Here is an 18,685-nt window from a genome sequence, read left to right as displayed (position 1 = left end):
TGCGCATGCCAGTGCTCGATCCAAATCCCCAGAACGGCCAGAAGAAGCTCCTCCTCGTCTTCGGGACGATGCTTCTCATCTCCGTGATCATCGGCGTGGTCGCCACCATCGCCTCCCCCTGACCCCCGGGGGTGGGGCAGGCCCCCCTGACCCCCGGGGGTGGGGCAGGCCCCCCTGTCCCCTAGGGGGCCAGGTTCAGGGTCGAGTGGGTGGGTCACCGGATGGGACCGCCGGCGGCCGGCCCGTAGGTTCTGGGTGACACAGCCGAGGACCCACGGAGGCGGACATGCCGGCCCGTACGCACACCCGGACCCACCGCCCCGCCACGGACACCGTCGACATCCGGCTGCCGTGGTGGGCCGTCGCGCTGCCCGCCGTCGCCTTCGCCGCGCTCCTCCTGCTGATCGTGGAACCCGGCCAGGCGCACGCCGCGGCCGCCGACCCCGCCGTCGGGCGGCTGCTCGGGCACATTCTGGGACTGCTGCCCGCCTGACCGGCTCCGTACACACCCCGCCGCCCGTCGTTCACCCCGGGCGGGCGAGCACGTCAACACCCTGCGCCCAGCGGCACAATTCGTGCGAAGCTGAGGTGTATGAGCGCCGATACACCTCGCAGGATCGTCCTTCTCAGGCATGCAAAGGCGGAATGGTCGCAGGAGTCCGACCATGAGCGGCCACTGGCGGAACGGGGCAGGAAGGACGCCCCCGTCGCCGGCCGCCGGCTGGCCGATTCAGGAACCGTCTTCGACCTGGCTCTGTGCTCGACCGCCACCAGGACCCGCGAGACCTGGAAGCTGGCGGTCCACGAGTTCGGGCAGCGCCCCAGGACCGTGTACGAGGAGAGGCTGTACGAGGCCTCCCTCGGCGAACTGATCGCCCTGTTCGAAGAGACCCCGGACGATGTGCAGAACCTCCTGGTCATCGGCCACAACCCCGGCATGCACGGTGCCGCGGACGCGCTCTCCGGCGGGTCCGAGGGTGATGCGCTCGCCCGTATGACCAGGGACGGCTTCCCGACGGCCGCCTACGCCGTCGTCGAATTCACCGGCCCCTGGAAGAGCCTGGAACACGGGGTGGGCAAGCTCGTCGAGTACTGGACGCCGAACGACTGAGCACGACGTACGACGGAGCACGACGTACGACTGAGTACGACGTACGACTGAGTACGACGTACGACTGAGTACGACGTACGAAGGGGCGCCGGCACCTGTGTGCCGGCGCCCCTTCGGCGTACCGCTTGCTCCGTACGGATTCCGGCCGGTCAGTCCACCACGACGCCGTCGGCGGTCTCGACCTCTTCGCGGGTGATCCCGAGCAGATACAGCACGGTGTCCAGGAAGGGGACGTTCACCGCCGTGTGGGCGGCCTGGCGCACGACCGGCTTGGCGTTGAAGGCGACACCCAGACCCGCCGTGTTCAGCATGTCCAGATCGTTCGCACCGTCGCCGATCGCCACCGTCTGCGCCAGCGGCACCCCCGCCTGCTCCGCGAAGCTCCGCAGTAGCCGGGCCTTGCCCGCCCGGTCCACGATGTCGCCCACGACCCGGCCGGTGAGCCTGCCGTCGACGACCTCCAGCGTGTTGGCGGAGGCGAAGTCGAGCCCGAGCCGCTCCTTGAGGTCGTCCGTGACCTGGGTGAAGCCCCCCGAGACCACGCCCACTTGGTAGCCGAGCCGCTTCAGCGTCCGGATCAGGGTGCGGGCGCCGGGAGTCAGCCGGACCTCCGCCCGCACCTTCTCCACCACCGACACGTCGAGCCCGGCCAGCAGCCGCACCCGCGCGTGCAGGGACTGCTCGAAGTCGAGTTCGCCGCGCATCGCCTGCTCGGTCACCGCGGCGACCTCGGCCTCACAGCCGGCATGTGCGGCGAAGAGCTCGATGACCTCGTCCTGGATGAGCGTCGAGTCCACGTCCATGACGACCAGCCGCTGCGCCCGCCGGCTCAGCCCCGCCGACATGACGGCGATGTCGACGCCGATGTCGGCGGCCTCCGTCGCCAGCGCGGTCCGCAGTTCCTCGGTCCCGGTGCCGGACACCGCGAACTCGACCGCCGTGACGGGGTACTTCGCCAGACGGAAGATGCGGTCGATGTTGCCGCCGGTGGAGGTGATCCTGGCCGCTATGGCTGCCGTGGACTCCGCCGTCAGCGGGTGCCCCAGCACGGTCACATGGGAACGGCCGTAGCCGCGGGGCCGGTTGTCGCCCGTGCCCGAGATGATCTCGGCCTGCAGCTTCAGCGACTCCGCCCAGCTGTGCACGGTCGCCCGGAGGTCGCCCTCCGTCGTGCCACCGGGTTCCGGGGAGGTCACCAGGGCGCACAGGACGATGCGGCCACGGGTGACGACCTGCTCGATGTCCACGACGTCGACGGCGTAGGCGGCCAGGGTGTCGAAAAGTCCGGCGGTGATGCCCGGCCGGTCCTTCCCGAAGATCTTGACGAGGAGTGTGGGGGCGTCCGTGTCCCGAGGGGACTGCGGGGGCTCAGGAGACCGGGGTGACCGAGGTGGCTGAGATGCGCTCATGGTGCTCCCACCGTATAGGGCCCGGGGGCGAGCTCCGAAGCCGTCCCGAGTGGCGGACAGCCGGGAAGCGATCCCCCGAGGGGCCGCCGGCCCGGGGAAGGGGCGCCTCGGATGGGATGCTCCGGACCCATTTCTCCCGAGACGCGGGCGGAGATGCCGAGCCTCCGCGCCCTCTTCACGCCGCCCGGCTTTCCGTTACGGGACCGCTCCTGGAATAGTTCCCCACGATGTTCAGCATCCCTAGGCTCCCTGCGACGGGGGCGACACGGGGGACGACTAGTGGGGCGCGGAGTGCCGGAACTCGTACTGGAATTGAATGGAAGGACCTGGGCGCTCGATCCGTCCAGGTCGTACACCCTCGGACGTGATCCGCAGGGCGACCTGATGATCGACGACGCCAGAGTGTCGTGGCGGCATGCCACGATCAGCTGGAACGGCCGCGGCTGGTCCATCGAGGACCACGGCAGCACGAACGGCACCTACGTGCAGGGCCGGCGTATCCAGCAGATGGAGATCGCCCCGGGGACCGCGGTCCACCTGGGCAACGCCACCGACGGCCCGCGCCTGAACCTCACCGCGGCGGCGGGCGCCGGAGTCCACGGCGGGCAGGCGGCGGGAGCGCAGCAGCAGGCGCCCGTACCTCCCGCGCAGGCGCAGCAGGCCCCGGTGCAGCAGCCGCAACCGCAGCATCAGCCGCAGCAGCAGGGCGCCGCCGGCTGGCCCGGTGGCCCGGCGCAACCGCAGCAGGCCTGGCAGCAGCAGGCACCGCAGATGCAGCAGAACCCTCCGGTCCCGCACCAGCAGGGCCACGCCGGCCCGCCCGGAGCGGGCGCGCACGGTGGCGCCGCCGGAGCGCCGCCGGTCTACGGCGACCGCAGTCCCACCACGTTCCACCAGCTGGACCTCGGCCGGGTCATGCGCATCGGCCGTGCGCTGGAGAACGAGCTGGTCGTCTCCGACCTCCAGGTCTCGCGTCTGCACGCCGAATTCCGGGCGACGCCCGACGGCCGCTTCGAGATCCGTGACCTCGGATCCCACAACGGCACCTACGTCAACGGCCAGCCGCTCAGCAAGTCCGGCTCCGCGCTCATCGGCCCGAACGACATCGTCGGCGTCGGGCACTCGACCTTCCGGCTGGTCGGGGACCGGCTGGAAGAGTTCGTCGACACCGGTGAGGTCTCCTTCTCGGCCCGCCACCTCACGGTCACGGTCGACGGCGGCAAGGACATCCTCAAGGACGTCTCGTTCGGCGTCCCCGAGAAGTCCCTCATCGCCGTCATCGGCCCGTCGGGCTCCGGCAAGTCCACCCTGCTCAAGGCGCTCACCGGCTACCGGCCCGCCAACCAGGGCGACGTCCTCTACGACAACCGGAACCTGTACAAGCAGTTCGCCGAGCTGAGGCAGCGCATCGGCCTGGTCCCGCAGGACGACATCCTGCACAAGGAACTCACGGTCACCAGGGCGCTGCGGTACGCCGCCAAGCTCCGCTTCCCCGCGGACACCACCGAGGCCGAGCGCACCGCCCGGATCCACGAGGTCCTCGCCGAGCTCAAGCTCGACATCCACAAGGACAAGAAGATCACCTCGCTCTCCGGCGGCCAGCGCAAGCGCGTGTCGGTCGCCCTGGAGCTGCTGACCAAGCCGTCGCTGATCTTCCTGGACGAGCCGACCTCCGGTCTCGACCCGGGCATGGACCGCGACGTCATGCAGCTGCTGCGCGGCCTGGCCGACGACGGGCGTACGGTCCTGGTGGTCACGCACTCCGTGGCCGAGCTGGCCATCTGCGACAAGCTCCTGGTGATGGCGCCCGGCGGCTCCGTCGCCTACTTCGGCCCTCCCGAGGAGGCGCTGAACTTCTTCGGCTACACCAGCTGGGCCGACGTCTTCTCCGCGTTCGAGAACTACCGCGACTACGACTGGGCGGGACGCTGGCGCGGCTCGCAGCACTACCAGATGTACGCCGCGGACATCGACGCCGTCGCCGCGCAGCCCGTCCACATGCCGCCGCCGCAGCAGATCCGCCCGCCGAAGCCGTCCGGCTGGGCGGCCCAGCTGTGGACGCTGATGCGCCGCTACATCTCGGTGATCGCGTCCGACAAGGGCTTCCTGCTCCTCATGGTGCTGCTGCCGGCCGTGCTCGGTGTGGTCAGCGTGGTCATCCCCGCCGAGTTCGGCCTGGCGGAGCCCGATCCGCCGTCCCGCTTCAACGGCAAGGCCGGGACCATCATGCTGATCCTCGCGGTCGGCATGTGCTTCGCGGCCGCGGCCAACTCCGTACGAGAACTGATCAAGGAACGGGTGATCTACGAGCGGGAACGGGCCACCGGCCTCTCCCGGTCCGCGTATCTGCTGTCCAAGGTGATCGTCCTCGGCGTGATCACCGCCTTCCAGGGCGTGATCATCTGCGGGATCGGCTTCTCCACCCGTGATCTGCCGGAGGAGGGGCTGTTCATGTCCCCGGCCGTGGAGATCTGCCTGTCGATCATCGTGCTCGGCTTCGTCTCGATGATGTTCGGCCTGATGATCTCCGCGCTGGTGAAGACCGCCGAGAAGACGATGCCGCTGCTCGTCATGTTCGCCATCGTCCAGGTCGTCTTCACCGGTGTGCTCTTCCAGGTCTACGGATCGCCGGGCCTGGAGCAGTTCGCCTGGCTGATGCCGTCGCGCTGGGCGGTGGCCGCGGCCGGTACCACGCTCGACCTCGCCCACCTGATGCCGCCGTGGGACCCGAAGAACCCGACCGACCTGGACCCGCTCTGGGAGCACTCGGCCGGTCAGTGGGGCGTCAACATCACGGTGATGCTGGTCATGAGCGCGGTGCTCTTCGTCGCGGTCTCGCGGATGCTGCGGCGCCACGAGCCCGAGGTGATGCGCAAGTAACGCCGCCGGGGTCCGCTCCGGACCCGGAAACGCCCGAGGGCGGCACCCCGCGGGGTGCCGCCCTTCGGCATGTGCCGGCCGGTCACGCGACGCTGCGGACCGGCAGGTCTGCTATGCCAGGCCTTGCTCGGTGCGTGGCTCAGTACGCGCTGTCGACGTTGTCGATCGAGCCGTACTTGTCCGCGGCGTAGTTGGCGGCCGCGGTGATGTTGGCGACCGGGTCGTACTGGTCGTGCTTGGTGCCCTTGACGTGGTAGAAGTCGAAGGTCGGCTTGATGACCTGCAGCAGACCCTTCGAGGGGATGCCGTTGATCGCGTTGATGTCCCAGTTGTTGATGGCACGCGGGTTACCGCTGGACTCACGGATGATGTTGCGGTGCAGGCCCTCGTACGTACCGGGGATCTTCTTCTCGTGCATGATCGACAGGGCCTCGCGGATCCAGCCGTCGAGGTTGTTGGCGTAGACCGGCTTGCGGTCGGCCGCACGGCTGGCCTTCTTGGCGGCACGCTTCTTCGCGTCGGCCTTGGCCTTCGCGGCGGCCTTGCTCTTGGCCTCGGCGACGGCCTTGGCCTTCGCCTCCGCCTTGGCGGCGGCCTTCTTCTTCTCGGCGGCGTCCTTGGCCTTGGCCGCGTCGGCGGCCTTCACCAGCTGCTCGGCCGTCGAGTTCTTCTCGATGGTGCCGATGGAGCCGGCCTGGACGTTCTTCGTCTGCGAGCCGGTGTAGGCGACGGGCGCGGCGGCCGCGGCGGCCTGCGGCTCGGTCGTGGCCGAAGCGTCGTCGGGGACGAGCGAGAAGGCGACAGCGGCGGCGGCCAGGGTCGAGACCCCCGCGACGGAGAGCTTCTGCGCCTTGTTCAGACGACGGCTACGGCTGGAGATGCGGGACACGGACATACAGTCGTACCTCTTCGAATTGCAGGGGGTCCTCGGCGAGGACGCGGACGGAAGAGCCGGAGCATCTCCGTCGGGGACAGATGCAATTCTTAGCGCCAGCAAAATGGCCTGGCAAAGGTGTGACGTACGAAGCTGGGTAGTGGACGGGGGTCTCGTTCATACCTCCTTGTCCGGTTTGAACCCCGGCAACTTGCCCGTTTTGCTCTAACTATCCTTCTTCGTAAGTGACGTGCGCCCTATGCCTGGGCTCACATGGGGTCCCCTTCGCGCTCACGAGAAGTTGCTGCTGTGATGCGGAGCGTAAGCGACTTATCGGGCAGGAGGCAGGAGGAGGTGCGTGTCCCCGAACTCATGCCACAGATAGCGGTGGGCCAGCGCCTCCGCGTACCCGCGCCGCAGCGTCTCCCGCCCCGCGACCGCCTCCAGCATCAGCAGGTGGGAGGCCTCCGGTTCGTGCAGCCCGGTCAGCAGCCCGTCCACCACCCGCACACCCCGCTGCGGCGTCACCACCAGATCCGTCCAGCCGGCCGAGGCCCGCACCACCGCGTCCTCGCCCGCCGCGGACTCCAGGGCCCGCACCGCCGTCGTCCCCACGGCGATCACCCGGCCCCGGGAGGCCCGAGCCGCGTTGACCAGCCACGCCGTCGAAGGCGGCACCTCGAACCGCTCCGGATAGGGCGGCTCGTGCACCTCGGCCGAGGCCACCCCCGTATGCAGCGTCAGCGGTGCGAACTGCACCCCACGGCTCACCAGCGCCGCCACCAGCCCCGCGGTGAAGGGCCGCGCCGCACTCGGCATCTCCGCCGAACCGCTCCCGTCGGGCGACGGCACGGCGAAGACCGTCCGGTACGCCGACAGCGGCTGGTCCCGCTCCGTGTACGCGTACCGGATCGGCCGCCCGTACCGGCCCAGCAGGCCCGGCACGTCCCGCGGCACCCGCGCCCACCAGAGCCTGGCCCCCTCCCGCGGCCCGAGCGGCTCCTCCAGTACCAGCGCGCCGCCGCCCGGGAGCCGCACCACCGCCCCCGCCGGGCCGCCGGGCCGCGGCCGGGTCGTCCCGCCACCGTCCGGCCGGCGCAGCTCGACCGCCCACCGCCCGTCCTCACCCCGGGTCGAGAAGTGCACGACGACCCGCTCGCCGCCCAGCCGCCCGTTCATCGCGGCCGCCAGCGTCATCGACGTATTGACCACCAGGACGTCCCCGGCCCGCAGCTCCCCGGGCAGCTCACCGAACCTCCGGTGCGTGACCTCGCTGCCCCGCGACACCAGCAGCCGTACGTCGCCACGCCCCGCGCCCCGCTGCTCGGCCGGCACCCGCGCCGAGAGCTCCGGCGGCACCCGCAGCGCGTCCAGCGCCGTCACCGCTCCGCCCTCCGGTCCGCGTCCAGCAGCGCGGAGGCCGTGTACCTGCCACTGGCGGGACGCAGCTCCAGCAGCCGGACGAAGGCGGGCGCCACGCTCTCCGGGCTCGGCCGGGACCCCGGGTCGTCCGGCACCGCCGCCGTATAGAGGTCCGTCCCCATGTCACCGGGGTCCACCGCCCACACCCGCAGCCCCGGCTCCTCCTCGCCGAGCACCGCGGTCAGCTGGTCGAGCGCCGCCTTGGACGCCCCGTAGCCGCCCCATGTCCCGTACGGCTCGATGGCCGCGTCCGAGCTCACCGCCACCACCGCCCCGGCCGCCGAGGCCCGCAGCAGCGGCAGCGCCTCCTGCACGAGGCCGAGCGCCGCCACCACATTCGTCTCCAGCACCCGCCGCAGCCCCTCCAGCGGCAGGTCATCCAGCCGCACGAGCGGCTCGGCACCCAGCGCGCTCGCGTTGTTCACCAGTACGTCGAGACCGCCCAGCTCCCCGGCCGCGGCCACCAGGGCCCCGCGGTGCGCCGGGTCCGTGACGTCCCCGGCCACCGCCACCACCCGTGTCCCGTACCGGCCGCGCAGCTCCGCCGCCGTCCTCCCGAGCACCTCCGCCGACCTGGCGTCCAGCACCAGATCCCAGCCCCGCCGCGCCAGAGCCGCGCCGAGTGCGCGCCCCAGACCCTTCGAACCACCCGTGATCATCGCGATCGGCATGACAGCCATCCCCTTGGACCTGTGGAGTTCCGACGTCCTCAACGTAGGAACCCGGCCGGTCCCGCCGCCTCGCCCGTCGGACGCAGCCGTGGACGGCACTTCGCCCTAGGACCGGAGCCCCGTCCGAGGGGGGCCCACAGCCCGATACGGCCTCGGTGCCCCCGCCGGTACGGTGAGCACATGAGTCATCGCCCACCGTCGGGCCTCGCCGCGGTCAGCGCCGCGCTGCTCGCCATGAGCCGGCACCTGGAGATGCGCGACGTCCTCAAGACGATCGTCGCCTCGGCCCGCGAACTGCTGGACGCCGAGTACGCCGCCCTCGGCGTGCCCGACGACCACGGCGGCTTCGCCCAGTTCGTGGTCGACGGGGTGAGCGACGAACAGTGGAAGGCCATCGGGCCGCTGCCCCGCCAGCACGGCATCCTCGCGGCGATGCTCCAGGAGGCCAAGCCGCAGCGGCTCGCCGACGTCCGTGAGGACCCCCGCTTCGAGGGATGGCCCGACGCCCACCCCGACATGTCCGACTTCCTCGGCCTGCCCATCCAGGACGGCGACGAGACCATCGGCGCGCTCTTCCTCGCCAACAAGCGCTGCCCCCGGCCGACGGGCGGCTGCAACTTCACCGAGGAGGACGAGGAGCTCCTCGGGATCCTCGCCCAGCACGCGGCGATCGCCCTCACCAACGCCCGGCTCTACGAACGCAGCCGTGAGCTCACGATCGCCGAGGAACGCTCACGGCTCGCCCATGAGCTGCACGACGCCGTCAGCCAGAAGCTCTTCTCGCTCCGGCTCACCGCCCAGGCCGCGGCGGCCCTCGTCGACCGCGACCCGGCGCGCGCCAAGGGGGAGCTCCAGCAGGTCGCCACCCTGGCCGGGGAAGCCGTGGACGAGCTGCGCGCGGCCGTCGTCGAGCTGCGCCCCGCCGCCCTGGACGAGGACGGCCTGGTCGCCACGCTCCGTACCCAGATCCAGGTCCTGGACCGCGCCCACACCGCCCGGGTCACCTTCGAGAGCTCCGGGGTGCGCGCCCTGCCCTCCGGCCAGGAGGAGGCGATGCTCCGGGTCGCCCAGGAGGCCCTGCACAACGCCCTGCGCCACTCGGGCGCCGGGCGGGTCGCCGTCACCCTCGGCCGCGACGCCTCGGCCACGGTGCTGCGGATCACTGACGACGGCCGGGGCTTCGACACCCACATCGTCCGGCGCGCAGGACGTCATCTGGGCCTCGTCTCGATGCGGCACCGGGCCGGCAGCGTCGGCGGCCGGCTCACCGTCGACTCGGAGCCCGGCAAGGGCACCACGATCCAGATGGAGGTCCCCTGTGGCTGACAAGATCATCAAGGTGCTGCTGGTCGACGACCACCAGGTGGTCCGCCGGGGACTGCGTACGTTCCTGGAGATCCAGGACGACATAGAGGTCGTCGGGGAGGCGTCGGACGGGGCCGAGGGCGTCGCCAGGACCGAGGAGCTGCGGCCCGACGTGGTCCTGATGGACATCAAGATGCCCGGCACGGACGGCATAGAGGCGCTCCGCAGGCTCAGGGAGCTGGAGAACCCCGCCAAGGTGCTGATCGTCACCAGCTTCACCGAGCAGCGCACAGTCGTGCCCGCCCTGCGGGCGGGGGCATCGGGTTACGTGTACAAGGACGTCGACCCGGACGCCCTGGCCGGTGCCATCCGCTCGGTCCACGCGGGCCATGTCCTGCTCCAGCCCGAGGTCGCCGGCGCGCTGCTGGCCCAGGACGACACGGGCAACGGCACGGGGCGGGGGAGCACCCTGACCGAGCGGGAGCGGGAGGTGCTAGGGCTGATCGCCGACGGCCGCTCCAACCGGGAGATCGCCCGTGCGCTGGTCCTGTCGGAGAAGACCGTGAAGACCCACGTCTCGAACATCCTGATGAAGCTCGATCTGTCGGACAGGACCCAGGCCGCGCTGTGGGCGGTCCGGCACGGGGCGGCCGGCTGACGCAGGACCCGGGCGCCGGGCTGTCCGCGGAGCAGTTCCGCCAGGCCGTTCCGCCGGCAAGCGGACGGTTCCCCTCCGGTGCGAGATTCATACTGTCGGGTGTATGTCAGTCGTACGACGCACCCTTCGCGGCGTGACGGCGTTCTCCCTGTGTGCTGCGGCGGTCGGCCGCAGCGACGCGAGGAGGATCCTGAAGTGAAGAACCTGAAGAAGGCCGCAGCCGTCACCATGATCGCCGGCGGAATCATCGCCGCCGGTGCCGGAGCCGCCTCCGCCACGGGCCACGGCGGCGCCGGTGCCCACGGCGCGGCTGTCGGCTCCCCGGGCGTCATCTCGGGCAATGTCGTCCAGGTCCCGGTGCACGTCCCGGTGAACGTGGTCGGCAACACGGTCAACGTGGTGGGTCTGCTCAACCCGGCCTTCGGCAACTTCGGCCTGAACGGCTGACCGACGCCTCGCACCCTGCCGCCGGGAGAGCTCGACCGAGCCCTCCCGGCGGCCGGGGGACGGCCCGCCGCCCCCGCTCCTACCGCCCCCGCTCCTCCACGTACGCGTTGTACGCCGCGACCTGCGCCCGCCGGGCCACCCGCTCCACCGGCCGCAGCGCCTCGCCCCGCGCCGCGATCTCGGAAGCGCTCACCGCCCCGCCGTGCCCGTTCTCATGGGCCACCGCCACCAGCAGCCCCACGCGCTGAGCCAGCTCCAGCACCCGTACCGCCCGCGGCGGATAGCCCGGAGCCAGCACCTCACGTCCCCGCTCCGCCCGCGCCCGGTAGGCATCCACCGCGGCCTCCGCGACCGGACCCGACCCGGCGACGTCCAGTCGCGACAGCACCGCCGTCGCGTCCCGCAACGCCTCGGCGAGCTCCCGCTCCGCCTCACCCAGCGACGGCACATCGGCGGGCGGCGCCTCCCGTACGGCCAGACAGCGCCACACCACCTCGACGTGCAGATCCCCGGCGGGCCCCGCCTCACTCACCTCGGGCACGAGCCCGTACGGCGCCCCGGATGTGACCACCGCCTCCTCCGCCTCCAGCGCGCGGGCGTTGAAGTCCGGCGGCCCGCTGAGACCCAGCGGATGCCCGGGCACCGGCAGCGCGACCCGGAAACCGGCCGCACCGAGACCCCTCAGCCGGCCGAGCGCCAGCGTCAGCCCGACGGGCCCCGCCTCACCCGGCAATCCCTCGACCCGGTGCACCGCGTCCTCGCCGACGATCGCGAGCGCCGCGTCGTCCGGTGACACAAGTCCGGCCAAAAGCGCGTTTCCCCATGCGGCAAGCCGCCCTGAGCGTGGTTCCGAAAGCATGGGAACAGCCTAGGGAACGGCCCCAGGGCCTGAGCACTCTTCGGGTGGCGTAGGTTTTCCCTGGGAGCTGTGCCCACAGGCACGCGACGATCTCGACACTGTATGGGGAGACAACGCGCCATGAGCGATGTACTGGAGCTGGTGGACGTATCCGTGGTCCGCGACGGACGCGCTCTGGTGGACGACGTCTCCTGGTCGGTCAAGGAGGGGGAGCGCTGGGTCATCCTCGGACCGAACGGCGCCGGCAAGACCACCCTCCTCAACATCGCCTCCAGCTACCTCTTCCCCAGCACCGGCACGGCCAAGATCCTCGGTGAGCGGCTCGGCGGCGTCGGCACCGACGTCTTCGAGCTCCGCCCCCGCATCGGCATCGCCGGTGTGGCCATGGCCGAAAAGCTCCCCAAGCGCCAGACCGTGCTGCAGACGGTGCTCACCGCCGCGTACGGCATGACCGCCACCTGGCACGAGGACTACGAAGCCGTCGACGAGGAGCGCGCCCGCGCCTTCCTCGACCGCCTCGGCATGACCGAGTTCCTCGACCGCAAGTTCGGCACGCTCTCCGAGGGCGAGCGCAAGCGCACCCTCATCGCCCGCGCCATGATGACCGACCCCGAGCTGCTCCTCCTCGACGAGCCGGCCGCCGGACTCGACCTCGGCGGGCGCGAGGACCTGGTCCGCAGGCTCGGCAGGCTGGCCCGTGACCCGTACGCCCCCTCCATGGTCATGGTCACCCACCATGTCGAGGAGATCGCGCCCGGCTTCACCCACGTCCTGATGATCCGCCAGGGCAAGGTGCTCGCCGCCGGCCCCATGGAGACCGAGCTCAGCTCCCGGAACCTCTCCCTCTGCTTCGGACTGCCGCTCGTCGTCGAGCACCGCGGCGACCGCTACACCGCCCACGGGCTGCCCCTCGGCCAGTAGTCGCACCACAGCCAACCTCCCCTGCGCCCTGTCGGGGAGGGCACTCACGGTCCTACGATGACCATGTGGACATCGACGCGTGGGTGTGGTGGCTGATCGGCGCGGTGGGACTGGGCATTCCCCTCGTCCTGACCGCGATGCCCGAATTCGGGATGTTCGCCGTCGGAGCGGTGGCCGCGGCCGTCGTGGCGGCTCTCGGCGGCGGAGTCGTCGCCCAAGTCCTGGTCTTCGTCGTGGTGTCGGTGGCCCTCATCGCCGTCGTCCGCCCGATCGCGGCCAGACACCGCGCGAGCCAGTCCACGCACGCCACCGGCATCGACGCGCTGAAAGGCCGTCAAGCCGTCGTCCTGGAACGGGTGGACGGCAGCAGCGGGCGCATCAAGCTCGCCGGCGAGGTCTGGTCCGCGCGCTCCCTCGACGGCGACCAGACCTTCGAACCCGGCCGCCAGGTGGACGTCGTGGACATCGACGGTGCAACAGCCGTCGTCATGTGAGCGAACCGGTCACACGGCAGGCCGCAGTCTGCCAAACTCGAAGTCGATCATCATGACAATGCGACCGTCATGAACGTCACGACTGTTCGACCTCGATCACCGCGATCCGTCGGCAACCGAAGGGCACGAGGCACACGATGCAACCGATCATCATCGTCCTGATCATTCTGGTGGTGCTCGTCTTCATCGCCCTGATCAAGACGATCCAGGTCATCCCGCAGGCCAGTGCCGCCATCGTGGAGCGCTTCGGCCGCTACACCCGCACACTCAACGCCGGGCTGAACATCGTCGTCCCGTTCATCGACTCGATCCGCAACCGGATCGACCTCCGCGAACAGGTCGTCCCCTTCCCGCCCCAGCCGGTGATCACGCAGGACAACCTCGTCGTCAACATCGACACCGTCATCTACTACCAGGTGACCGACGCCCGCGCCGCGACCTACGAAGTCGCCAGCTACATCCAGGCGATCGAGCAGCTGACCGTCACCACACTGCGCAACATCATCGGTGGCATGGACCTGGAGCGGACCCTGACCTCCCGCGAGGAGATCAACGCGGCGCTCCGCGGAGTCCTCGACGAAGCCACCGGCAAGTGGGGCATCCGCGTCAACCGCGTCGAGCTCAAGGCCATCGAGCCGCCCACCTCCATCCAGGACTCGATGGAGAAGCAGATGCGCGCCGACCGTGACAAGCGCGCCGCCATCCTCACCGCCGAAGGCATCAGGCAGTCCGCGATCCTCACCGCGGAGGGCGAGAAGCAGTCCGCGATCCTGCGCGCCGAAGGTGAGGCCAAGGCCTCCGCGCTGCGCGCCGAGGGCGAGGCCCAGGCCATCCGTACGGTCTTCGAGTCCATCCACGCCGGAGACCCGGACCAGAAGCTCCTCTCCTACCAGTACCTCCAGATGCTCCCCAAGATCGCCGAGGGCGACGCCAACAAGCTCTGGATCGTGCCCAGCGAGATCGGCGACGCCCTCAAGGGCCTCAGCGGCGCGTTCGGCAACCTCGGCAGCGGCGCCCCCGGCTTCAACACCGGTACGGAACGCCGGGAGCAGCCCCCGGTCGAATGACCGGAGAACACCTTCGTGCATGATCGGTGAGGCCCCTCGACCTTGATGGCGGGGAGGCATCACTGACCATCGAAGGAGATGGCCTTGTCCATCTGGGAAATGCTCGCGGTCCTCGCGGCCGGGGTCGGCGCCGGCACGATCAACACCATCGTCGGATCGGGAACGCTGATCACGTTCCCGGTCCTGCTCGCCACCGGACTGCCCCCGGTCACCGCGACCGTGTCCAACGCGCTCGGCCTGATCCCAGGATCCATCAGCGGAGCCATCGGCTACCGCAAGGAACTCACCGGCCAGCGCCGCCGCATACTGAAGCTGAGCGCCGGCGCACTGGTCGGCGGCCTCACCGGCGCCACCCTCCTGCTCGCCCTGCCCTCCACGGCGTTCGAGACGATCGTCCCCGTCCTGGTGACCCTCGCGCTGGTGCTGGTCATCCTGCAGCCCCGCATCAGCAGAGCGGTCCAGCGCCGCCGCGACCGCACAGGCACCGCCGCCCGCCTCGACGGCGGACCCCTCCTGTTCACCGGGATCATGCTCGCCAGCGTCTACGGCGGCTACTTCACGGCGGCCCAGGGCATCATCTACCTCTCCCTGATGGGCATGCTGCTCGACGACACCATGCAGCGCCTCAACGCGGTCAAGAACGTCCTCGCCGCCGTCGTCAACAGCGTCGCCGCGCTCTTCTTCCTCTTCGTCGCGGACTTCGACTGGACGGCCGTCGTGCTCATCGCGGTGGGCTCCGCGATAGGCGGCCAGATAGGCGCCAGGGTCGGCCGCCGGCTCAGCCCGGGCTTCCTGCGCGCCCTGATCGTCGTCGTGGGCACGGCGGCGATCGTCCAACTGCTGCTGCGCTGACGGACGGAGCCCGTCCCCCCGGTACGAGGGGACGGGCTCCGCATTCGTTCGTCGGGGGCGGCCGAGGTGCTCACGCCGCGGACTGTGCCAGCCACTCCGGCAGCGCCGACCGGTCACCGGCGCCCAGCGCGAGAAGCATCGCGTCCGCCGGCGAAGGCACGAACGGCTGACGCAGCAGCGGCATGCCCGCCTGCTCCGGCGTCCGGGCCGCCTTGCGGTGGTTGTCCTCCGCGCACGAGGCCACGGTGTTCAGCCAGGTGTCCTGGCCGCCCTGGGCACGCGGGACCACGTGGTCCACGGTGCTCGCCCGCCGCCCGCAGTACGCGCACCGGTGCTGGTCCCGTATGAGTACACCCCTTCTGGACCACGGGGCGTGTCTTCGGAACGGCACCCGTACGTACCGGCAGAGCCTGATCACCCTGGGCACCGGAAGGTCCACGGCGGCACCACGCATACGGAGCCCGGGATGCGACTGTTCGACGACGGCCTTGTCCTGCAGGATCAGAACCACCGCACGGTTGAGTGTCACCGTCGACAGTGGCTCGAAGCTCGCGTTGAGTACAAGTGTGTCCCGCATCCCGCCCACCTCCCGTGTGCCGCCCGTCTGCCGGCGGGCCCGGATCAACTCTGTCCGGGTGAGCCGTGATGGACAACGCAATAAAAAGTGCCCTGCCCTGATCTCTCCAAGACCAGGGCAGGGCAAACAGCAGGCGAACCCTCAGCTTTCGGGGGCGGTGTACTCCCCGATCAGCTGGGCGCGGCCCAGCGTGTGGAACCGCAGGTTGAAACCGACCACGGCGGGCGAGGCGTCACTGTCCGGCCCGAGCTTCTCCGTATCCACCGCGTACACGGTGAAGACGTAGCGGTGGTTCTCACCGGCGGGCGGCGCGGCACCGCCGAACTCCTTCGCCCCGTAGTCGTTGCGGACCTGGACGGCACCCTCGGGCAGCCCGTCGAACGCCCCGCTCCCCGCGCCGGCCGGGAGCTCGGTGACCGACGTGGGGATGTCGAACACCACCCAGTGCCAGAACCCGCTGCCCGTCGGGGCGTCCGGGTCGAAGCACGTCACGGCGAAGCTCTTCGTCTCCGCGGGGAAGCCCTCCCACCGCAGCTGCGGCGAGGTGTTCCCCGCGGCGAACACCTGCGCGTCCGCGAGTACGGCTCCCGGCGCGAGGTCCTCGCTCACCACGGTGAACGAGGGGACCTCGGGATGGAAGTCGTGCGGCAGCGGCGCCCTCTTCGGCTCGGTCACGTCAGCACCTCTCCTGATCGGCTGTGCGTTCTCCCCACCGACCCTAGGGGGTCTCAGAGCCAGTTGCGCTGGCCGCCGACCTGCGCGAGCCACTGATTCAGGTAAGCGGCCCAGTCCGTGCCCTGGAAGTCGTTGAGACCCACCTTGAAGGCACGGTAGGAGTCGCTGCCCTCGCTGAAGAGCCCCGGCTTCTTGTCCATCTCCAGGATGACGTCCATCTCGCGGTCGTCCGCGACGAACGTCAGCTCCACCTGGTTCAGCCCCCGGTACTGCGACGGCGGGAAGAACTCGATCTCCTGGTAGAACGGCAGCCGCTGGCGCGTACCGCGGATGTGGCCGCGCTCCATGTCGGCGCTGCGGAAGCCGAAGCCCAGCTGCCCGAAGGCGTCCAGGATGGCCTGCTGCGCCGGCAGCGGGTGCACGTTGATCGGATCCAGGTCACCGGAGTCCAGCGCGCGGGCGATCTCCAGCTCCGTGGTCACCCCGATGTTCATGCCGCGCAGGTGCTGCCCGGCGAACATGGTGATGGGAGTCTCCCAGGGGATCTCCAGCCCGAACGGCACGACGTGCACCGCGCCCGCCTGCACCTCGAAGGCACCGCCCAGACGAAGCTTGGTGAATTCGATGTCCTGCTTGGTCTCCTGGTCCCCGCCCTCGACCTCGACCCGTGCCTGCAAACCGACGGAGAGACCCTCGATCTGCTGGTCCACGGACCCACCCTGGATCCGCACCTCACCCTGGACCACCCCACCAGGGACGACATTGAGTTCGGTCAGCTCGGTCTCGACCGAAGCACCGCCGGCACCCATGCTCGCGAGCAGCCGCTTGAAGCCCATGTTTCTCCTCCTTGGTCCTGACACCCCTACATACGCGCCATGACGTTAGCCGGTTCCCGACGCGCCGACCCCAGTACCCTCGGACGCCATGAACGAGGGCATGGACCGTACGCCGCTGACGCGGGACTTCTTCGACAGGCCGGTCCAGGAGGTCGCGCCCGACCTGCTGGGCCGCGCCCTCGTCCGGAGTTCCTTCCGGGGCGGGACGGCCCGCGACAGTGTGATGTCCGGGCCACCGGGTCACTCGTACGTCCACTGCGCCTATGGCCTGTCAAGGCGGTCAGCATGAACGTCGGCCTCCTCGCCCATCCTGCTGAAGAGGTCGCCCCCAGGCTTCTCGGGAGCGTCCTCACCTGCAGGACCCCGGACGGAACCGTGAGCATCGCCATCACGGAGACCGAGGCGTACTCCGGTACGGCTGACCCGGCTTCCCATGCCTACCGAGGCCGGACACCCCGCAATGCCGCCATGTTCGGACCTGCGGGACACCTGTACGTCTACCGGTCCCACGGTCTCCACTGGTGCGCCAACGTCGTCACCGGGACCGACGGCATCGCCTCGGCCGTCCTCATCCGGGCAGGCAGGGTCATCGAGGGGGAAGACCTGGCACGCGAACGACGAGGGGAGAAGGTCGAGAGTCCACGGCTTGCCCGAGGCCCGGGGAACTTCTGCCAGGCACTCGGCATCACGGCGGAGCACAACGGCGCAGACCTCCTGAGAGGTACCTCGGTCGTGTTGTCCGAGGGCGAGCCGGTGCCTGCCGCGCGCATTCAGGTCGGTCCTCGGGTAGGTGTGAGCAAGGCCCACGACTGGCAGCACCGGTTCTACCTTGCCGCTGATCCGACGGTCTCGGCGTACCGACTGAGCCCGAGAGCCAAGCCGCCCGCCGGGGCCTGAGCCCCCGCGCGCCTCGCCCACGGCTCGCCGGGTGTCCTGCTCCGGGCGGGGGAGATCGGAGTGGGGGCGGAGATGGCTCGCAAACGTCGATTCTCGGCCCGGCATGACAGAGAACTGGCCAAAGGCCCGGCGCGCCTGGCGACCGCCCTCGACATCGACCGCGCATTGAACGGTGTCGACGTCGTGAAGGGCCGGCGGCGCCCTCTGTCCGTGCTGCACGGCGCACCGCCGCCGCCCGACCAGGTGCGGAGCGGTCCGCGCACGGGGGTGGGAGGCGACGGCTCCCACCAGCCCTGGCGCTTCCGGATCGACGGCGACCCCACGGTCAGCCCGTACCGGGCCTATGTGCCGCGCCGCCGCGCAACTTGACTCGCCCCTGACGTTTCCCTAATGTAGTCCGAGCCGCTTGAACGGATGCAGTTGTTCTTGGCACGGTCCATCGGACCGGGCCGAAGCATCGTGAGAGGGCCAACCACTACCTACGATTCACCCCTGGCGGGTGCAATTTCGGCATGCCGAAATTCGCCCAACGGCTCGATTATGAGTCACCGAGGAAATCGGCTAATGTAGTGACCACGCCGAAAGGGAAACGCGAAAGCGAAGAACTGGAAAGCGCGGTGGTAAATTAACCGTCGAGCAGGAACCCGCTTCGGCCGGGAATCGGACACGAAAGAGTCTGATAGAGTCGGAAACGCAAGAACGAAGGGAAGCGCCCGGAGGGGCCCGGTGA

20 protein-coding genes and 2 pseudogenes are annotated in these 18,685 nt (G+C 70.2%); 14 read left to right on the top strand and 8 right to left on the bottom strand.

Going from position 1 to position 18,685, the window contains the following annotated elements:
- Positions 1-5 precede the first annotated feature (5 nt).
- The 3 genes from ACIRD8_RS31010 (at position 6) to ACIRD8_RS31000 (ending at position 1,111) form a co-directional block, all read left to right on the top strand.
- Positions 6-122 carry an SGM_5486 family transporter-associated protein gene (locus ACIRD8_RS31010; RefSeq protein WP_403998833.1) on the top strand — a complete coding sequence of 39 codons (117 nt, stop codon included), beginning with the start codon at positions 6-8 and terminating at the stop codon, positions 120-122.
- Between the two features lie 164 nt (positions 123-286).
- Positions 287-493 carry a hypothetical protein gene (locus ACIRD8_RS31005; protein ID WP_403998830.1) on the top strand — a complete coding sequence of 69 codons (207 nt, stop codon included), beginning with the start codon at positions 287-289 and terminating at the stop codon, positions 491-493.
- Between the two features lie 99 nt (positions 494-592).
- Positions 593-1,111, top strand: a complete 519-nt coding sequence (locus ACIRD8_RS31000; RefSeq protein ID WP_403998827.1) for a SixA phosphatase family protein — start codon at positions 593-595, stop codon at positions 1,109-1,111.
- A 149-nt stretch (positions 1,112-1,260) separates the two neighbouring features.
- On the opposite strand, the gene serB is transcribed toward ACIRD8_RS31000, so the two are convergent.
- A complete protein-coding gene (gene serB, locus ACIRD8_RS30995; protein ID WP_403998824.1) occupies positions 1,261-2,520 on the bottom strand; it encodes a phosphoserine phosphatase SerB in 1,260 nt (419 codons plus the stop codon).
- Positions 2,521-2,799: 279 nt separating this feature from the next.
- Between serB and ACIRD8_RS30990 the strand changes: the two genes are divergently transcribed.
- Positions 2,800-5,400 (top strand): FHA domain-containing protein, encoded by a 2,601-nt coding sequence (locus ACIRD8_RS30990; protein WP_403998821.1) that lies wholly within the window; start codon positions 2,800-2,802, stop codon positions 5,398-5,400.
- 139 nt (positions 5,401-5,539) lie between these two features.
- Here the strand turns inward: ACIRD8_RS30990 and ACIRD8_RS30985 are convergent, their stop codons facing one another.
- The 3 genes from ACIRD8_RS30985 to ACIRD8_RS30975 all read right to left on the bottom strand — a co-directional run bounded on the left by ACIRD8_RS30985 (position 5,540) and on the right by ACIRD8_RS30975 (position 8,367).
- Positions 5,540-6,295: a transglycosylase SLT domain-containing protein gene (locus tag ACIRD8_RS30985; protein WP_403998819.1), complete on the bottom strand. Its 756-nt coding sequence runs from the start codon at positions 6,293-6,295 to the stop codon at positions 5,540-5,542.
- Between the two features lie 309 nt (positions 6,296-6,604).
- Positions 6,605-7,657, bottom strand: a complete 1,053-nt coding sequence (locus tag ACIRD8_RS30980) for an S-adenosylmethionine:tRNA ribosyltransferase-isomerase (protein WP_403998816.1) — start codon at positions 7,655-7,657, stop codon at positions 6,605-6,607.
- On the bottom strand, positions 7,654-8,367 hold the full coding sequence (locus ACIRD8_RS30975; protein ID WP_403998813.1) for an SDR family NAD(P)-dependent oxidoreductase: 714 nt from the start codon (positions 8,365-8,367) through the stop codon (positions 7,654-7,656). Before ACIRD8_RS30975 ends, ACIRD8_RS30980 begins: the two co-directional genes overlap by 4 nt.
- A gap of 180 nt (positions 8,368-8,547) precedes the next feature.
- Between ACIRD8_RS30975 and ACIRD8_RS30970 the strand changes: the two genes are divergently transcribed.
- The 3 genes from ACIRD8_RS30970 to ACIRD8_RS30960 all read left to right on the top strand — a co-directional run bounded on the left by ACIRD8_RS30970 (position 8,548) and on the right by ACIRD8_RS30960 (position 10,777).
- Positions 8,548-9,693, top strand: a complete 1,146-nt coding sequence (locus ACIRD8_RS30970; RefSeq protein ID WP_403998810.1) for a GAF domain-containing protein — start codon at positions 8,548-8,550, stop codon at positions 9,691-9,693.
- The gene (locus ACIRD8_RS30965) at positions 9,686-10,330 is read left to right on the top strand and encodes a response regulator transcription factor (protein ID WP_099175983.1); all 645 of its coding nucleotides are present in this window, start codon (positions 9,686-9,688) and stop codon (positions 10,328-10,330) included. The genes ACIRD8_RS30970 and ACIRD8_RS30965 overlap by 8 nt, the downstream gene beginning before the upstream one ends.
- Positions 10,331-10,525: 195 nt before the next feature.
- On the top strand, positions 10,526-10,777 hold the full coding sequence (locus ACIRD8_RS30960; protein ID WP_403998807.1) for a chaplin family protein: 252 nt from the start codon (positions 10,526-10,528) through the stop codon (positions 10,775-10,777).
- A gap of 79 nt (positions 10,778-10,856) precedes the next feature.
- Here the strand turns inward: ACIRD8_RS30960 and ACIRD8_RS30955 are convergent, their stop codons facing one another.
- On the bottom strand, positions 10,857-11,636 hold the full coding sequence (locus tag ACIRD8_RS30955) for a hypothetical protein (protein WP_403998804.1): 780 nt from the start codon (positions 11,634-11,636) through the stop codon (positions 10,857-10,859).
- Positions 11,637-11,756: 120 nt separating this feature from the next.
- On the opposite strand from ACIRD8_RS30955, the gene ACIRD8_RS30950 reads away from it, so the two are divergent.
- The 4 genes from ACIRD8_RS30950 to ACIRD8_RS30935 all read left to right on the top strand — a co-directional run bounded on the left by ACIRD8_RS30950 (position 11,757) and on the right by ACIRD8_RS30935 (position 14,970).
- Positions 11,757-12,557, top strand: a complete 801-nt coding sequence (locus tag ACIRD8_RS30950) for an ABC transporter ATP-binding protein (RefSeq protein WP_099175980.1) — start codon at positions 11,757-11,759, stop codon at positions 12,555-12,557.
- 65 nt (positions 12,558-12,622) lie between these two features.
- Positions 12,623-13,051, top strand: a complete 429-nt coding sequence (locus tag ACIRD8_RS30945; RefSeq protein WP_099175979.1) for an NfeD family protein — start codon at positions 12,623-12,625, stop codon at positions 13,049-13,051.
- A 137-nt stretch (positions 13,052-13,188) separates the two neighbouring features.
- Positions 13,189-14,118, top strand: coding sequence for an SPFH domain-containing protein (locus tag ACIRD8_RS30940; protein ID WP_014157029.1), 930 nt, complete (start codon positions 13,189-13,191; stop codon positions 14,116-14,118).
- Positions 14,119-14,202: 84 nt separating this feature from the next.
- Complete coding sequence (locus ACIRD8_RS30935; protein WP_403998801.1) at positions 14,203-14,970, top strand: sulfite exporter TauE/SafE family protein; 768 nt, start codon at positions 14,203-14,205, stop codon at positions 14,968-14,970.
- Between the two features lie 70 nt (positions 14,971-15,040).
- Here the strand turns inward: ACIRD8_RS30935 and ACIRD8_RS30930 are convergent, their stop codons facing one another.
- From ACIRD8_RS30930 to ACIRD8_RS30920, 3 genes are all read right to left on the bottom strand, one after another.
- Positions 15,041-15,547 (bottom strand): HNH endonuclease, encoded by a 507-nt coding sequence (locus tag ACIRD8_RS30930; RefSeq protein ID WP_099176396.1) that lies wholly within the window; start codon positions 15,545-15,547, stop codon positions 15,041-15,043.
- A 141-nt stretch (positions 15,548-15,688) separates the two neighbouring features.
- Positions 15,689-16,222, bottom strand: a complete 534-nt coding sequence (locus tag ACIRD8_RS30925) for a YbhB/YbcL family Raf kinase inhibitor-like protein (protein ID WP_403998798.1) — start codon at positions 16,220-16,222, stop codon at positions 15,689-15,691.
- Between the two features lie 53 nt (positions 16,223-16,275).
- A complete protein-coding gene (locus tag ACIRD8_RS30920; protein WP_403998795.1) occupies positions 16,276-17,058 on the bottom strand; it encodes a sporulation protein in 783 nt (260 codons plus the stop codon).
- Between the two features lie 88 nt (positions 17,059-17,146).
- Between ACIRD8_RS30920 and ACIRD8_RS30915 the strand changes: the two are divergent.
- From ACIRD8_RS30915 to ACIRD8_RS30905, 3 genes and pseudogenes are all read left to right on the top strand, one after another.
- Positions 17,147-17,248 (top strand): annotated as a pseudogene (locus tag ACIRD8_RS30915) (3-methyladenine DNA glycosylase); the annotation flags it as partial.
- A 95-nt stretch (positions 17,249-17,343) separates the two neighbouring features.
- A complete protein-coding gene (locus ACIRD8_RS30910; RefSeq protein ID WP_403998792.1) occupies positions 17,344-17,955 on the top strand; it encodes a DNA-3-methyladenine glycosylase in 612 nt (203 codons plus the stop codon).
- Between the two features lie 30 nt (positions 17,956-17,985).
- Positions 17,986-18,324: pseudogene (locus tag ACIRD8_RS30905) on the top strand (DNA-3-methyladenine glycosylase); the annotation flags it as partial.
- Positions 18,325-18,685: the final 361 nt, after the last annotated feature.

Source organism: Streptomyces sp. NPDC102451 (assembly GCF_044765485.1).
In the GTDB taxonomy this organism is placed as follows: Bacteria; Actinomycetota; Actinomycetes; order Streptomycetales; family Streptomycetaceae; genus Streptomyces.
The sequence above is the reverse complement of the archived record's forward strand: the minus strand, read 5'-3'. Positions and strand labels throughout refer to the sequence as shown.

What these genes read in the sequence shown, in the direction of transcription:
- ACIRD8_RS30975 (WP_403998813.1), bottom strand. Translation starts at nt 8,367, where the DNA reads ATGCCGATCGCGATGATCACGGGTGGTTCGAAGGGTCTGGGGCGCGCA.
- ACIRD8_RS30985 (WP_403998819.1), bottom strand. Translation starts at nt 6,295, where the DNA reads ATGTCCGTGTCCCGCATCTCCAGCCGTAGCCGTCGTCTGAACAAGGCG.
- ACIRD8_RS30950 (WP_099175980.1), top strand. Translation starts at nt 11,757, where the DNA reads ATGAGCGATGTACTGGAGCTGGTGGACGTATCCGTGGTCCGCGACGGA.
- ACIRD8_RS30920 (WP_403998795.1), bottom strand. Translation starts at nt 17,058, where the DNA reads ATGGGCTTCAAGCGGCTGCTCGCGAGCATGGGTGCCGGCGGTGCTTCG.
- ACIRD8_RS30955 (WP_403998804.1), bottom strand. Translation starts at nt 11,636, where the DNA reads ATGCTTTCGGAACCACGCTCAGGGCGGCTTGCCGCATGGGGAAACGCG.
- serB (WP_403998824.1), bottom strand. Translation starts at nt 2,520, where the DNA reads ATGAGCGCATCTCAGCCACCTCGGTCACCCCGGTCTCCTGAGCCCCCG.
- ACIRD8_RS30970 (WP_403998810.1), top strand. Translation starts at nt 8,548, where the DNA reads ATGAGTCATCGCCCACCGTCGGGCCTCGCCGCGGTCAGCGCCGCGCTG.
- ACIRD8_RS30930 (WP_099176396.1), bottom strand. Translation starts at nt 15,547, where the DNA reads ATGCGGGACACACTTGTACTCAACGCGAGCTTCGAGCCACTGTCGACG.
- ACIRD8_RS31010 (WP_403998833.1), top strand. Translation starts at nt 6, where the DNA reads ATGCCAGTGCTCGATCCAAATCCCCAGAACGGCCAGAAGAAGCTCCTC.
- ACIRD8_RS30910 (WP_403998792.1), top strand. Translation starts at nt 17,344, where the DNA reads ATGAACGTCGGCCTCCTCGCCCATCCTGCTGAAGAGGTCGCCCCCAGG.
- ACIRD8_RS31000 (WP_403998827.1), top strand. Translation starts at nt 593, where the DNA reads ATGAGCGCCGATACACCTCGCAGGATCGTCCTTCTCAGGCATGCAAAG.
- ACIRD8_RS31005 (WP_403998830.1), top strand. Translation starts at nt 287, where the DNA reads ATGCCGGCCCGTACGCACACCCGGACCCACCGCCCCGCCACGGACACC.
- ACIRD8_RS30940 (WP_014157029.1), top strand. Translation starts at nt 13,189, where the DNA reads ATGCAACCGATCATCATCGTCCTGATCATTCTGGTGGTGCTCGTCTTC.